Below are 13,936 nucleotides of genomic sequence, written 5' to 3'. Positions count from 1 at the left end.
ATGAGGGTACTGATAATAAGCGGTACGAACCATAAGGGCTCGACCTACAATATTGGTCGTATTATGGCTGAAAAGCTGACTCCTGCCGAAAAGATCGGCGAAGTATTTCTTCCGCGGGATTTTGACGAATTCTGCTGCGGCTGCACAAACTGCTTTACAAAAGGGGCTGAGAAATGTCCCCACTATGCAAAGCTTGCACCAATAACCGAGCTTATTGATGCGGCAGATGTTATCATACTAACATCGCCTGTGTATGTTTATCACTGCACGGGACAGATGAAGTCTCTACTTGATCATTACGGCTGGCGTTGGATGGCGCATCGTCCCGAAGAGAAGATGTTCAGCAAGCAGGCTGTAGTAGTTGCAACAGCAGCGGGAGCAGGTGTGAAATCAACCATGAAGGATATGGCTGACAGCTGCTTCTTCTGGGGAATACCCCAGACCTACAAGCTGGGCAGAGCAGTTGCGGCAGTTGACTGGAAGAGCGTAAAGCCGAAGATAAAGGACAGTATCAACAAAAAAGCCGACAGTATCGCAAAAAAGATACGGAAAAGACAGGGAAAAGTGCCTGTTCCATTAAAAACAAAGGGATTTTTCAAGATAATGAGCCTTATTCAGCGTAACGGCTGGAATGAAGCTGATATGAACTACTGGAAGGAAAAGGGCTGGACAGGCAGCAAGCGTCCCTGGAAATAAGTATAAGTACAGCATAGGAGGTGCAGAATGAAGATAGGAATATACGGAGGAAGCTTCAATCCCGTACATAACGGGCATATACATCTTGCAGAGACTGCCGTCACGGAATTCGGACTGGACAGGCTGTATCTTCTTCCGTCTAAGAAGTCTCCTCATCGTTCAAGTGCTGAATATGCTCCTGATGAGGACAGGCTTGAAATGCTGAGACTTGCCTGCAAGGGCAATGAGCATCTGTTCGTCAGTGATTTCGAGATGCAGACCGACCGTGTAAGTTATACGATATACACTGTAGAGCATTTCCGCGAGGAATTTCCCGACGATGAGCTTTTCCTGTTAGTGGGAAGCGATATGCTGCTTAGCTTTGATACGTGGTATCGTTTTGAGGAGATACTCGCAAATGTAACACTTTGTGTAGTTTCAAGGGAAAGCGGTGATATCCCCGAACTCAGAAAAAAAGCTGAGGAACTCAGTAAATTCGGCAAAATACTGGTATCTGAGGCTTCTCCCACAGTGATATCCAGTACTGAGGTCAGAAAAAAAATTGCAAAAAACAAGGATTTCACTTGCTATCTTGACGAAAATGTAGTACAATATATAAGATTGAAGGGATTGTATTCGGTAAGAGGTGAAAAGAAATTGCTGTATAACCCCGATGACAAAAAGAAGTATCTTAAATCGCAGCTTTCTGCCAAGCGTTTTAATCATTCGCTGAATGTGGCTGAGGAATGCAGAAAGCTTGCCGAAAAATACGGTGAAGACCCGGATAAAGCCTATTTTGCGGGACTTCTCCACGATATATGCAAGGAAATGCCCGATAATGTGCAGAAGGAGCTTGTTCTCAACAGCGGTTATACCGTTTGTCGTGAGGAGCTTGAGACACGTTCTCTGTGGCATGGCATAGCAGGGGCATATTTCATAAAAAAAGAATTCGGTGTTGAGGATATAGATATACTCAATTCCATAAGATTTCATACAGTTGGCAGAGCGGGTATGTCGCGCCTTGAAGAGATAGTTTATATGGGCGACCTGATATCTGCCGAGAGAGACTATAAAGATGTAGACAAGATGCGAAAGCTGGCTTACACTGACCTTAATGCAGCTATGATGGAGGCATTCGCATTTTCAATGAAGTCTGTGATAAAAAAAGGCGGAGTAATACCGATATGTACCGCAGAGGGATATAATTTTTACACAAGACTTCTGAAAGAAGAGAAAAATGATAGCAATTTGAAAAGAGGACTTAAATGAACCGAGAAGAACTTAATGAGGAGTTTAATAGAAACGCAAGGAACGCTTCAGGACAGCCAAAGCCATTAAGGAAGCTTAAAAGGATAGATAATTCAAGACCGAGCCAGCCTGTTTATCACGGACTGCATGAGGCTCCGTCCATAGATATAGCCATTGAAGAGGAAAAGCCCAGAAGACGCGCTCCCGAACCGATACAGACTTATCATGGACTCCACGAAAAAGGCAGAGCAGGTGATATAGTCGAGGGTGCAGACTTTGATGATTTTGACGACTTTGATGACGGCTACAGCAATGAAAAAGGCAGAAAAAAGAGCAAAAAGGACGCTATAATCAAAACAGCTGCCATTCTTCTGAGTTTAGTTACAATAATCGTGCTTTTCCTTAATATGCCTATTCTTTGGTATAAAAAGAAGGGACAGCCCGACCAGAAGGTGTCTATAATCAAGTATTTCAAGCTGTGGCAGCCTCTTGTTGATCTTGAAGGCGAGCTTGAAAAGCCCCAGACCAATCTTAATGTGGATTCCGATATCGTAACCGATGATTTTACTGACGGTCTTGATCTTCCGCAGCTTGTCGAGGGACAGTATACTGTACTTTTCCTCGGATTTGATGAGGATCTTGAGCTTACGGACGTTATCTGGATATGCCAGTTCGATATCGCAGCTGCAAAGCTCCATATCTTGCAGGTACCCCGTGACTGTGCCGTGCCGAACTATACAAGCAACCCTACCACAAAGATCAACAGTGTCTACTATGAGGGTTACGATCAGGATGTAAGCAAGATACAGCGTGTCGTAAACTGCATACAGGACAACTTCGGTATCCCGATAGATGCTTATATCACAACAGCCTGCTATGATATCCGTGATATCGTTGACCTTGTAGGCGGCGTTACAATGGATATCGACAATGAGATCATATACGAAGCTGACAAGAGAATACCTGCCGGTAAGAATGTCAAGCTCAGCGGTGAACAGGCAGAGTGGTTTGTCCGTTTCCGTCACGAGTGGTTACAGGGCGATATCGGACGTGTACAGAACCAGCGCCGCTTTATGGCTGCTGCAATGAAGAAGATACTCAGCATCGTAAAGGACGAAGGCAAGATGAAGCTTTACAGCTATCTTAAAACTATTTATCAGAAGAAGTGGATAGCTACGAATATGAGCGTCGATGATCTGAGTAAGCTTGCTGATTTCGGTTCCACACTCAAAATGGAGAATGTCAGTGTAAACATGGTGCCCGGTGAGGACGCTATGTACTATGCAGCTGACGGAGTAGAATACAGCATTTACTCTATACACAAGAAAGCAACTATAGATATGCTCAATGAGAACTTCAGACCATATCAGCTCCCGCTGCTTCCTTCTGAAAGCAATATCATTGAGTATGTAGATGAATACAATTACCAGTACGATCTTTACGATGATACAGGTGCAACCTTCGAGGAACTGCAATATGCTACCGAGCCGCTCAGAGACCCTGAAAAGGCACCATGGTGGAAGGAGTATGAAAATGACTGAACAGGAAAAACTTGAACTTATCATAAAAACTCTCGACAGCAAGAGAGGCGAGGATATACAGGCTATAAAGATATCCGACCTCACGATCCTTGCAGATTACTTTGTAATAGTTAACGGTACAAGTAATACTCACGCAAGAACGCTTGCTGACGAAGTAGAATTCGTGCTTTCACAGAAGGGCATAGAGCCTGAAAGACGTGAAGCTGATACGGGAAATACCTGGATAATCCTTGATTATGCCGATATCATCGTTCATGTATTCTACAAGGATACAAGAAATTTCTACAAGCTTGAAGGCTTATGGGCTGACGGCGAGCAGATAGATATAAGCGGACTTCTTGTCAAGGAGTGAGTAAATGAGTACCAATAATGAAAAAGGGCGTATGCTCTGTATCATAATAGGAGCTTACCTTATCGGAAAGGCAGTTCTGAATATGATAATAGGCGGCGGATTCAGTCTCACCGATACCATTATCGCTGTTGGACTTACCTGTGCAATGCTCACAGGCATTAAATTCGTCAATTATGCAGTTGCAGCAGTACTTGTGCTGATAGCTGTCATACATCTCCCTGCAAATATATCCAATATCGGTTCAAACTGGCTGTACCTCATAGAGGGCATAATTGATATTGGCTGCGGAGTGCTTCTTTGCATACACAGTGACATAAAAGAACACTTTACGAATACGATAAATAATAATTAAATAAAGGAATGATATTACAATGAGCAGATATGATTTCACATCTGTTGAAGCCAAATGGCAGAAATACTGGGAAGAACACGAGACCTTCAAGACTGACGTATGGGATTTCAGCAAGCCTAAGTTCTATGCACTGGATATGTTCCCATATCCGTCGGGAGTAGGCCTCCACGCAGGTCACCCCGAGGGCTATACCGCTACAGATATAGTTTCGCGTATGAAGCGTATGCAGGGCTATAATGTCCTTCACCCTATGGGATACGACTCATTCGGACTTCCTGCCGAGCAGTATGCGGTAAATACAGGTAATCACCCCAATGGCTTTACTCAGGAAAATATCAAGACCTTTTCAAAGCAGCTCAAAGAGCTTGGATTTGATTACGACTGGTCGAAAATGGTAGCTACATCTGATCCCGAGTTCTACAAGTGGACTCAGTGGATATTCAAGCAGCTCTACCTTGACGGCTATGCAAAGTACATAGATATGCCCGTAAACTGGTGTGAAGAGCTGGGAACAGTTCTTTCCAACGATGAAGTTATCGACGGCAAGTCAGAGCGCGGCGGCTTCCCTGTAGTTCGTAAGAACATGAAGCAGTGGGTCATCGACCAGCCTGCATTTGCAGAAAAGCTTCTTGAAGGACTTGACGAGATAGACTGGCCTGAGTCTACAAAGGCTATGCAGCGCAACTGGATAGGCAAGTCAACAGGTGTTGAGGTAGAATTTGACATCGTAGGCGGCGGAAAGTTCTCTATCTTCACAACCTGTATAGAGACTATCTACGGTATCACATTCATGGTACTTGCTCCCGATGGAGCTATCACAGAGAGTCTCCTCGACCGTGTTCAGAACAGGGAAGAGGTCGAGGCTTATATAGCAGAGACAAAGAAGAAAAACGACATGGATCGTACAGAGCTGAACAAGACCAAGTCTGGCTGCGAACTCAAGGGCGTTACTTGTATCAACCCTGTAAACGGCAAGGAAGTACGTATGTTCATTGGCGACTTCGTACTTGCAAGCTATGGTACAGGTGCAGTTATGGCTGTACCGAGCCACGACCAGCGTGACTTCGAGTATGCTATTGCTCATAATATAGACATGATACAGGTAATCGACGGCAAGGACGGTCACATCGACGTTTCCGAAGCCGCAATGGAGAAGACAGAGTATCTCGGCAAGGGCTACAAGCTCATCAATTCCGAAGAATTCACAGGTCTTACAGTTGAGGAAGCAAAGGAAGCTATTACACAGAAGCTTGAAAAAATGGGCAGAGCTAAGCGCACTGTAAACTATCACTTCCGTGAGTGGATATTCGCCCGTCAGCGTTACTGGGGCGAGCCTGTGCCTGTAGTTCACGGTGAGGACGGTCAGATACACGTTCTCGAAGATGAAGAGCTCCCGCTTGTACTCCCTGAGCTTGACGACTACAAGGGCAAGAACGGAAAAGCTCCTCTCGAAAATGCAACAGAGTGGAAAAAGTACGACAAGAACGGCATAAAGGGTACTCGTGAGACTTCCACAATGCCCGGAAGTGCAGGTTCAAGCTGGTACTACTTCAGATATATCGACCCACATAACGATAAGGAATTCGCAAATCAGGAGCTCCTCAAGCACTGGATGCCTGTTGACCTTTACATTGGCGGTCCCGAGCACGCTGTAGGACACCTTATGTATTCTCGTATCTGGAACAGATACCTCTACGACAAGGGCCTTGCACCTACAAAGGAGCCATTCAAGAAGCTTGTTCATCAGGGCATGATACTTGGTGAGAACGGTATCAAAATGGGTAAGCGTTTCCCTGAGTTCGTAGTAAATCCTTCCGATATCGTAAGAGACTACGGTGCAGATACACTCCGTCTTTACGAGATGTTCATGGGACCTCTCGAAGTCAGCAAGCCGTGGAGCAAGAGCGGTGTTGAGGGTGCAAAGAGATTTGTACAGAGAGTATGGAACTTCTTCACAGAAGCCGAGAACCTCACTGATGACAATGACGGCGCACTCACAAAGGTATATCACCAGACAGTAAAGAAGGTCACAGACGACTTTGAGAAGCTTGCTTTCAATACAGCTATCAGCCAGATGATGATCTTTGTAAATGCTGTATACAAGAACGGCAAGTGCCCGAGAGAGTATGCAGAAGGACTTATCAAAATGCTGTCCTGTATCACACCTCATATGGGTGAAGAGATATGGAGCATAATGGGTCATAATGATACTATCGCTTACGAGAGCTGGCCTGTATACGATGAAGAACTCTGCAAGGAGGACACTATCGAGATCGTTGTACAGGTAAACGGAAAGCTCAAAGCCAAGCTCAATATTGAAGTTGACGCTGACAAGGATTCTGTAATGGAAATGGCTATGTCAGACGAGAAGGTAAAGGAAGCTGTTGACGGTAAGAATATACTTAAACAGATATATGTACCAAATAAACTTGTTAATATTGTAGCAAAATAACGAATTTTTAAGACAAACAAAAAATGCTTGACAACGAGCAGAAAATGTGGTAAACTATTAATATATTCTTTATAACTATTTATATGTAATCTGCTATATAGTGGGGGACGCGATGACTAACACTCTTTAGGGTGGTTAGCATAGATGTTTCGGAGCAATGCTCCGTGCAACCTCTGAACAAGGGAGGGAAATTTAGTGGCAGAAGTTCGTGTTGGCAAAAACGAGTCTTTAGACACAGCTCTTAAGAGATTTAAGAGATCTTGTGCAAAGGATGGCGTAATTGCTGAGGTTCGTAAGAGAGAACACTACGAAAAGCCTTCAGTTAAGCGTAAGAAGAAGTCTGAGGCAGCTCGTAAGCGTAAGTATTGATCTTGCGAAATTATTAATGTTGATAAAAGCGGGCTGCGGCTCGCTTTTTCATTTGTTTGAACGGAGTTGACAAATAGCTTGGGTTTAAAACATAAGATCACAAAAACCGACGTGGATTTTGCTTTCAGAAGGACAGTGGACATTACGCCTGAATTCCTGAAAAAGCACAGCATCAGGGGACTTATCCTCGATGTTGACAATACACTTACTACACATGATAATCCCGTTCCTGCCGAGGGCATAGTGAACTGGCTTGACTGTATGAAGAAAAACGGGATAAAGCTTATAATAGTATCTAATAATCATGCCGAGCGAGTAAGAAAATTTGCAGATCCGCTGGGACTTGATTTTGTGAGCGACGGCGGAAAGCCTTTGAAAAGGGGATATACAGCCGCTATGAAGAAAATGGGACTTTCGGCTTCCGAGACCGCGGCTGTGGGCGACCAGCTTTTCACAGATGTATGGGGAGCTAATTTCGCAAAGGTAAAAATGCTTTATGTTGAACCTATGGAGCTTGAACCCAGGTCGAAAAGGTTTATCAGGTTTAAAAGAGTCCTTGAAAAGCCTTTTCTTCCGAAAAAATTTGTCGATGATATAAAGGAGTAAATATGATAAAGAAAATACTTGTTATACACGGTCCGAATCTTAATCTTTTAGGTGAGCGCGAACCAGGTGTTTACGGAAATTCGAGCATTGACACCCTTAACAGTAATATAATCGACCGTGCCAAGGAACAGGGACTTGAATGTGAGATATTCCAGTCAAATCATGAGGGAGCTATCATAGATAAGCTCCACGCCGCAAGAACTGCCTTTGACGGCGTTATACTCAATGCAGGAGCTTATACACACTACAGCTATGCGATCCGCGATGCCATCGCAGCAATAAAGATACCTGTTATCGAAGTACATATCAGCAATGTTTTTGCCCGTGATGAGTTCCGTTCAAATTCAGTTATCGCACCCGTATGCAAGGGAAGTATAAGCGGCTTCGGCTTCGGAAGCTATTATCTTGCAGTACAGGCACTTGCTGAGCTCTGAGAGGTGCATAATGTCGAGATTTGACAGACTTTTTGAGGAGTTTGAGGGAGCAGACTGCGCCCTTATAACCTCAGATATAAACAGAAGATATTTTACAGGTATGAAGTCATCGGCAGGAGTCGTCCTTGCGTTTCCCGATAAGGCGTATCTTCTCATAGATTTCCGCTACATCGAAAAGGCAAGAGCTACTGTAAAGGATGCGGAAGTTATCGAAGCCAAGAAGCTTTATCCTCAGATAATGGAGCTTCTGAAAAAGCACGAAGCAAAGTCAATGGCGATAGAGTCCGAGACCATGACTGTCAAGGAACTCAATGCCTATGAGCATTTTTATACCACTATTGACATCATACATAACGATTCACTCAGCAATGCGATCTCCAACCTGAGAATGGTCAAGGACGAAGGCGAGATAGAGTGCATAAGAAAGGCTCAGGAGATAGCCGAGAAGGCTCTCGAGGAGCTCAAAGGCTTCATAAAGGTCGGAGTGACAGAGCGAGAGATAGCACTTGAACTTAACCGCCTCATGTTTGCCTACGGTGCAGAGGACTTATCCTTCGATACTATCGTACTTTCGGGAGCAAACACCTCTATGCCGCACGGAGTTCCTTCCGATAAAAAAGTCGAGAACGGCGAATTCGTGCTTATCGACTTCGGTGCGGTATATAACGGCTATCACAGTGATATGACCCGTACTCTCTGCGTAGGAGAGCCCAGCGACGAGATGAAGAAGGTCTACAATATTGTCCTTGAAGCACAGCTTGCAGGCATAGAAGCTGCAAAGGCAGGTATAATGGGCAGTGACCTTGACAAGGTTTCACGCGATATAATCGAGCAGGCAGGCTACGGCAGCTGCTTCGGTCATTCGCTTGGTCACGGAGTGGGTATGGAGATACACGAAAAGCCCAATGCATCGCCAAATTACAAGCTCCCACTGAATAAGGGCGCGGTAGTTACGGTAGAGCCGGGTATCTATATTGCAGGCAAATTCGGAGTTCGTATAGAGGATTTTGTCATTTTGACTGAAAATGGCTGCGTAAACTTGACAAAAAGTGCAAAAAATCTCATATCTTTATAATAATATCACTTTAGGTATTGCAAAAATTCCTGAAATGTGATAAAATAAAGTATCATGTTAATTTGAAAAATACGGAGGTTATTAATAATGATTTCAGCAGGAGATTTCAGAAACGGCGTTACTTTTGAGCTTGACGGACAGGTAGTTCAGGTTATTGAATTCCAGCACGTTAAGCCTGGTAAGGGTGCCGCTTTTGTAAGAACTAAATACAAGAACGTAATCACAGGCTCAGTTGTTGAAACTTCTTTCAACCCAACAGCTAAGTTCCCTACAGCATTCGTTGAGAGAAAGGATATGCAGTACAGCTACAACGACGGCGAGCTTTACTACTTCATGGACCTTGAGACATATGAGCAGGTTCCGATCAGTGCATCAACACTTGGCGACAACTTCAAGTTCGTTAAGGAAGAGATGATCTGTAAAATCCTTTCATACAAGGGCAACGTTTTCGGTGTTGAGCCACCTAACTTCGTTGAGCTCAAGGTTACACAGACAGATCCTGGTTTCAAGGGCGATACAGCTACAAATGCTACAAAGCCTGCTACACTTGAGACAGGTGCAGAGATCAAGGTTCCGCTCTTCATCGACGAAGGCGAGATCATTCAGGTCGACACAAGAACAGGCGAGTATATGTCAAGAGCATAAGCTCACTGATTTATAAAGACTTTATTTTGAGAGGAGGAGCTTGTTATGAAGCTTACCGAAAAAATGTCATATTTACAGGGACTTATCGACGGTCTTGAGATCGACACTTCCACTAAGGAGGGAAAGGCTCTCATACAGATGTCAGAGGTAATGTCTGAAATGGTAATGTATGTTGAGGACCTTCAGTCACAGGTCGATGAGCTCACAGAGCTCTGTGATATCCTTGATGAGGATCTCGGCGCTATCGAAGATGATTTCTATGATGATCTTGACTGTGATGATTGCGATGGCGACTGCGACAATTGTGATGATGAAGATTGGGACGACGATGATGATGACGAGTTTGAATTCGATGATGACGATGATGAGCTTTACGAGATTACTTGTCCTACCTGCGGAGATACTATCCTTCTTGATGAGGGGATGATCGAAGAGGGTTCAATAAACTGTCCTAATTGTGATGAGCTCCTTGAGTTTGATTACGATGATCTCACTATTGAAGATTTCGAGGACAAGGCTGAAGAGCCTGAAAAGAAGTAATCATACTTATAAAAAACAGGCTGCGGATAGAGATATCTTTCCGCAGCTTTTATTTTTTTCAGAAATTTTTGAATTTTTCTGTAACGAAAGTTCTGAAGCGTAGTCTTATAGTTGAAGGCGGTGAGAAGTATGGGTCAGGTCGAAGAGCTCTACAAAGACTATTTCCATGATGTATTCCTTTATATACGGTCGCTTTCAGCGGACGAGCATCTTGCGGAGGATATTACGCAGGAGACCTTTTTCAAGGCAATGAAATCGGTTGACAGCTTCCGCGGGGACTGTGATATAAGAGTATGGCTGTGTCAGATTGCCAAAAATCTGCTGTATACCCACAACAAGAAGCAAAAGCGTTATACGGGCGAGGAGATTCCCGAAACAGTCCCCGATACTTCCGTAACTATGGAGGAGCTTCTTGAAAACGGTCAGCAGTCGATGAATATACATCGTGTGCTTCATACTCTTGTTGAGCCTTATAAGGAGGTATTCACCCTGAGAGTATTCGGCGAGCTTAGCTTCCGACAAATAGGTGATATCTTTGGCAAGACTGAAAGCTGGGCGCGAGTGACATTCCACCGTGCAAAGCTGAAGATAATAGAAGAACTGGAGGTACAGAAATGAGTAAGAACTGTGATATGATAAAAGACCTGCTTCCGCTGTATGCCGATGATATATGCAGTGAGGAGAGCAGAAAAGCAGTTGAGGAACATATAAAGAGCTGTCCCGACTGTAAAGTAGAGCTTGAAAAGCTTGGTAAAAATGTTGTTGTAAGCCCTCAGAAGGACGCAAATGTGCTTAAACGTATAAAGAAGCGTCTGCGCATTGAAAAGATAGTTGTGAGTATTATAAGCATTATGGCGGTATGTGGTATTCTGCTTTACGGACTTGTATATTTTATAAACGAATACGAGTCAATGGATATGGAGAAGTACAAGATACTTGAAAATGTAAGCGTAAGCGAGCATGATAATGCTGTATGGCTCGATATAAAAGGGTATGCTGCATCATTTGATATAGACGTACTGACTTTAAGCGATACAAACGGTAAACATCTTGGAATAGACGATGATTTTGACAGCGAAAAGAAAAACGGATATGGTATTACTCTCAAACAGCGTAAAATAGATGATTTTACGTTTAATCCTATAGGAAGTCTGAAAAGCTTTGAAATGAAGATCTTCGACCTTGATGAAAAGAAGGATATGATGAAGGTATTTTATTACGATGATATAAACAATAAAGAGTATATTTTGTGGGAGCGTGATTAAGGTGAATGAGAAAAGGTTTAGTATACTGCTTATACTGCTTGCAGTAGTATCATTTGGAATTGGATTTTTTGGATTTGCAGTGGAAAGCATAATATTTGCTGTGGGAGTTATAATAGTTTCTATGAAACTTCGTGAGAAGTATCTTATAAAGATACCCACAGCCATATGCATCGTATCTATCATTTTTTCGGCTGCGTTCCTTGCATTCATGATATATACAGGCATAAAGGGCACTTACAACGATTACTGGCTTATGAAACTTATATTCGGAGCTCATAAATAAAATTATTGCCCCCTCGGCGAAAGCCGAGGGGGCAATGCTATATATTATTCATACTGTGCAAGAATTTTCTGAGCCGTTTCAAGACGGGTCTGACGGTTGTTCATAGCCTGTTTTTCGATATATTTATGAGCCTGAGGCTCTGTGAATTTTAGATACTTCATAAGCGTAGTCTTGGCGCGGTTGATGGTGCGCATTTCCTCGATACGGCTCATAATATCCGAGCTTTCCCTTTTTACGCCTGCCATGCGGACTCTTGCAGCGATAACGAGCCTGATAGTACGCTGAAGCTCTTCCCGCGCCACAGGTCTTGAAAGCACATTAACTCCGCTGTCCGATACTCTGTCGGCTATTTCTTCAGAAACATCGCCGCCGCATATGAGGATAATTCCTGCGGATGTAGACTCCGCTATCATTTCCGCAAGCTCCTGACCGAACTCATCGGGAAGGGGCGTATTTATTATAACCAGCTCAGGTTCGGCTTCATTTTTCACAAGTCTGCGTGCTTCGCTGCCGCTGACAGCAACAGCAGTTCTGCCGCAGCCCTCGATACGAAGGAGCTGCTCGCAAAGCTCCGAGATCTCATTGTTTGAGGATACGATAATTGCTCTGTCCATATTTTACCTCACACGAACTTGAAATAGGACTCTTCCTCGAATTTATCCTTGTCGGAAGCGAGGGAGTAGTCATGTATCTGCTTGTCAAGCTGTGCGAAGATGTTTTTGCGAATTTCATTAGACAGTGTATTTTTTACGAAATAGCTTTCCTTAGCAATAGCAGCAGCTTCATCAAGAGAAGAGGGGAGCTGCTGAAGAAGAGATTTATCTGAACTGTTATGTACAGCACTTTCAAAGAGAGAGCAGTCCTGAGACTGTATACCCTCTATACCTGCCGCAAGAATGAGCTTGAAGGTAATATAAGGGTTGCAGCAAGCGTCTGCGGAGCGTATCTCAATACGCGGAGTTATACCCACTGGCTTAGGCACTCTTATGAGCTGAGCGCAGTTTTCGGAGGACCAGTTGACGTATTTGGGAGCATAGCCTATACCGAAACGCTTGTATGAGTTTGTAGTGCTGTTTAGAAAAGCGGTTATCTCCCGCATTTTACTGAGAACTCCCGATATAAAGCATTTTCCCTCAAAGCTCATACCGTTCTGGGTATCAAAGATATTTTCTCCGCCCTTTTTCAGGCTAATGGAAATGCTCAGCGCACTTCCGTGCTCATCAGGGAGAGGCTTAGGCATAAATGAAGCAAAAAGACCGTTCTGAGCGGCAATGGATTTAACAACAGTTTTGTAGTGCACCATATTATCCGCAGCGGTAATAGGCTCACTTTCGCGGAACTCAATCTCATTCTGCGCAGGACCGTGCTTATGACATGAGCTTTTTGGACTCATGCCCATTTCTTCGAGAGAGAGACATATCTCACGTCTTGCGTTTTCGCACTTATCCAGCGGAGCAACATCGAGGTATCCGCCCTTGTCGTGAGGTATTTTAGTGGGCTCACCGCGCTCGTCGAGCTCAAAGAGATAGAATTCGCATTTTGTACCCATTTCGCAGGAATAGCCGTCCAGACGGAGCTGATTGATATAGTTTGTCAGCTCGCTGCGCATATCGCCAACGTAGTCGGTTCCGTCCATGTTTTTGAGAGCGCAGAAGAAACGGACAACTCGTCCCGATTTAGGTCTCCACGGTAGAACGGAGAGTGTGGAAATATCGGGCACAAGAAGCAGATCAGAGCAGCCCTCTGCGATACATGAAGCATCGAAGGGTATGCCGTACTCAAATGCTCTTGGCAGTTCATTAGGCATTATAGCCACATTTTTGAGATTGCCGAACATATCGCAGAAAGTAAGTCTTATAAATTTTACGTCGTTCTCTTCAACGAATTTCAGTATCTCTTTAGGAGAAAAGCTCATTGAAAGACCTCCATTTTATATTTGTAGGGGACGGCGTCCTCGACGTCCCGCAAATTCTTTGTTTATAGAACTAAGAACAAAGAACTAAGAATGGGCGAGTGACCCACGCACGTGTATAATTTGCCAAATAAGAATAAAATTGTAGGGGCGGCGTTTCGCCGCCCGCTGTTACAAACAAGCTGTA

The 13,936-nt window shown here is 44.0% G+C and carries 17 protein-coding genes; 15 read left to right on the top strand and 2 right to left on the bottom strand.

What is annotated here, in order from left to right; translation table 11 throughout:
* The 15 genes from BUB28_RS15200 to BUB28_RS15130 all read left to right on the top strand — a co-directional run bounded on the left by BUB28_RS15200 (position 1) and on the right by BUB28_RS15130 (position 11,837).
* Entirely contained in the window at positions 1-696 is a 696-nt protein-coding gene (locus BUB28_RS15200; RefSeq protein ID WP_072952376.1) for an NAD(P)H-dependent oxidoreductase, read from the top strand.
* Positions 697-723: 27 nt separating this feature from the next.
* Entirely contained in the window at positions 724-1,944 is a 1,221-nt protein-coding gene (locus BUB28_RS15195) for a nicotinate-nucleotide adenylyltransferase (RefSeq protein WP_072952375.1), read from the top strand.
* Positions 1,941-3,464 carry an LCP family protein gene (locus BUB28_RS15190; RefSeq protein ID WP_072952374.1) on the top strand — a complete coding sequence of 508 codons (1,524 nt, stop codon included), beginning with the start codon at positions 1,941-1,943 and terminating at the stop codon, positions 3,462-3,464. The genes BUB28_RS15195 and BUB28_RS15190 overlap by 4 nt, the downstream gene beginning before the upstream one ends.
* Positions 3,457-3,816: a ribosome silencing factor gene (gene rsfS / locus BUB28_RS15185; RefSeq protein ID WP_072952373.1), complete on the top strand. Its 360-nt coding sequence runs from the start codon at positions 3,457-3,459 to the stop codon at positions 3,814-3,816. The genes BUB28_RS15190 and rsfS overlap by 8 nt, the downstream gene beginning before the upstream one ends.
* Before the next feature lie 4 nt (positions 3,817-3,820).
* Positions 3,821-4,168 (top strand): hypothetical protein, encoded by a 348-nt coding sequence (locus BUB28_RS15180; protein WP_072952372.1) that lies wholly within the window; start codon positions 3,821-3,823, stop codon positions 4,166-4,168.
* 19 nt (positions 4,169-4,187) lie between these two features.
* Positions 4,188-6,620, top strand: coding sequence for a leucine--tRNA ligase (gene leuS / locus BUB28_RS15175; protein WP_072952371.1), 2,433 nt, complete (start codon positions 4,188-4,190; stop codon positions 6,618-6,620).
* 195 nt (positions 6,621-6,815) lie between these two features.
* Complete coding sequence (gene rpsU, locus BUB28_RS15170) at positions 6,816-6,989, top strand: 30S ribosomal protein S21 (RefSeq protein WP_009984057.1); 174 nt, start codon at positions 6,816-6,818, stop codon at positions 6,987-6,989.
* Positions 6,990-7,067: 78 nt separating this feature from the next.
* On the top strand, positions 7,068-7,595 hold the full coding sequence (locus BUB28_RS15165; protein ID WP_081373561.1) for a YqeG family HAD IIIA-type phosphatase: 528 nt from the start codon (positions 7,068-7,070) through the stop codon (positions 7,593-7,595).
* Between the two features lie 2 nt (positions 7,596-7,597).
* Complete coding sequence (gene aroQ, locus BUB28_RS15160; protein ID WP_037272550.1) at positions 7,598-8,029, top strand: type II 3-dehydroquinate dehydratase; 432 nt, start codon at positions 7,598-7,600, stop codon at positions 8,027-8,029.
* A gap of 10 nt (positions 8,030-8,039) precedes the next feature.
* Positions 8,040-9,104 (top strand): aminopeptidase P family protein, encoded by a 1,065-nt coding sequence (locus BUB28_RS15155; protein WP_081373560.1) that lies wholly within the window; start codon positions 8,040-8,042, stop codon positions 9,102-9,104.
* An 87-nt stretch (positions 9,105-9,191) separates the two neighbouring features.
* A complete protein-coding gene (efp, locus tag BUB28_RS15150; protein WP_072952370.1) occupies positions 9,192-9,749 on the top strand; it encodes an elongation factor P in 558 nt (185 codons plus the stop codon).
* Positions 9,750-9,794: 45 nt separating this feature from the next.
* Positions 9,795-10,289 (top strand): CD1247 N-terminal domain-containing protein, encoded by a 495-nt coding sequence (locus BUB28_RS15145; protein WP_072952369.1) that lies wholly within the window; start codon positions 9,795-9,797, stop codon positions 10,287-10,289.
* Positions 10,290-10,418: 129 nt separating this feature from the next.
* Positions 10,419-10,907: an RNA polymerase sigma factor gene (locus BUB28_RS15140; protein ID WP_072952368.1), complete on the top strand. Its 489-nt coding sequence runs from the start codon at positions 10,419-10,421 to the stop codon at positions 10,905-10,907.
* The gene (locus tag BUB28_RS15135) at positions 10,904-11,554 is read left to right on the top strand and encodes a zf-HC2 domain-containing protein (protein WP_072952367.1); all 651 of its coding nucleotides are present in this window, start codon (positions 10,904-10,906) and stop codon (positions 11,552-11,554) included. The genes BUB28_RS15140 and BUB28_RS15135 overlap by 4 nt, the downstream gene beginning before the upstream one ends.
* Position 11,555: 1 nt before the next feature.
* Positions 11,556-11,837 (top strand): hypothetical protein, encoded by a 282-nt coding sequence (locus tag BUB28_RS15130; RefSeq protein WP_072952366.1) that lies wholly within the window; start codon positions 11,556-11,558, stop codon positions 11,835-11,837.
* A 44-nt stretch (positions 11,838-11,881) separates the two neighbouring features.
* Here the strand turns inward: BUB28_RS15130 and BUB28_RS15125 are convergent, their stop codons facing one another.
* Positions 11,882-12,451: an ANTAR domain-containing response regulator gene (locus tag BUB28_RS15125; protein ID WP_072952365.1), complete on the bottom strand. Its 570-nt coding sequence runs from the start codon at positions 12,449-12,451 to the stop codon at positions 11,882-11,884.
* Positions 12,452-12,459: 8 nt separating this feature from the next.
* Positions 12,460-13,752 carry a glutamine synthetase family protein gene (locus BUB28_RS15120; protein ID WP_072952364.1) on the bottom strand — a complete coding sequence of 431 codons (1,293 nt, stop codon included), beginning with the start codon at positions 13,750-13,752 and terminating at the stop codon, positions 12,460-12,462.
* Positions 13,753-13,936: the final 184 nt, after the last annotated feature.

It is taken from the genome of Ruminococcus flavefaciens, from assembly GCF_900143025.1.
Classification (GTDB): Bacteria; Bacillota; Clostridia; order Oscillospirales; family Ruminococcaceae; genus Ruminococcus; species Ruminococcus flavefaciens_I.
The sequence above is the reverse complement of the archived record's forward strand: the minus strand, read 5'-3'. Positions and strand labels throughout refer to the sequence as shown.

Coding starts and splice junctions, on each gene's coding strand:
- BUB28_RS15200 (WP_072952376.1), top strand. CDS start 1: ATGAGGGTACTGATAATAAGCGGTACGAACCATAAGGGCTCGACCTAC.
- BUB28_RS15195 (WP_072952375.1), top strand. CDS start 724: ATGAAGATAGGAATATACGGAGGAAGCTTCAATCCCGTACATAACGGG.
- BUB28_RS15190 (WP_072952374.1), top strand. CDS start 1,941: ATGAACCGAGAAGAACTTAATGAGGAGTTTAATAGAAACGCAAGGAAC.
- rsfS (WP_072952373.1), top strand. CDS start 3,457: ATGACTGAACAGGAAAAACTTGAACTTATCATAAAAACTCTCGACAGC.
- BUB28_RS15180 (WP_072952372.1), top strand. CDS start 3,821: ATGAGTACCAATAATGAAAAAGGGCGTATGCTCTGTATCATAATAGGA.
- leuS (WP_072952371.1), top strand. CDS start 4,188: ATGAGCAGATATGATTTCACATCTGTTGAAGCCAAATGGCAGAAATAC.
- aroQ (WP_037272550.1), top strand. CDS start 7,598: ATGATAAAGAAAATACTTGTTATACACGGTCCGAATCTTAATCTTTTA.
- BUB28_RS15155 (WP_081373560.1), top strand. CDS start 8,040: ATGTCGAGATTTGACAGACTTTTTGAGGAGTTTGAGGGAGCAGACTGC.
- efp (WP_072952370.1), top strand. CDS start 9,192: ATGATTTCAGCAGGAGATTTCAGAAACGGCGTTACTTTTGAGCTTGAC.
- BUB28_RS15145 (WP_072952369.1), top strand. CDS start 9,795: ATGAAGCTTACCGAAAAAATGTCATATTTACAGGGACTTATCGACGGT.
- BUB28_RS15140 (WP_072952368.1), top strand. CDS start 10,419: ATGGGTCAGGTCGAAGAGCTCTACAAAGACTATTTCCATGATGTATTC.
- BUB28_RS15135 (WP_072952367.1), top strand. CDS start 10,904: ATGAGTAAGAACTGTGATATGATAAAAGACCTGCTTCCGCTGTATGCC.
- BUB28_RS15125 (WP_072952365.1), bottom strand. CDS start 12,451: ATGGACAGAGCAATTATCGTATCCTCAAACAATGAGATCTCGGAGCTT.
- BUB28_RS15120 (WP_072952364.1), bottom strand. CDS start 13,752: ATGAGCTTTTCTCCTAAAGAGATACTGAAATTCGTTGAAGAGAACGAC.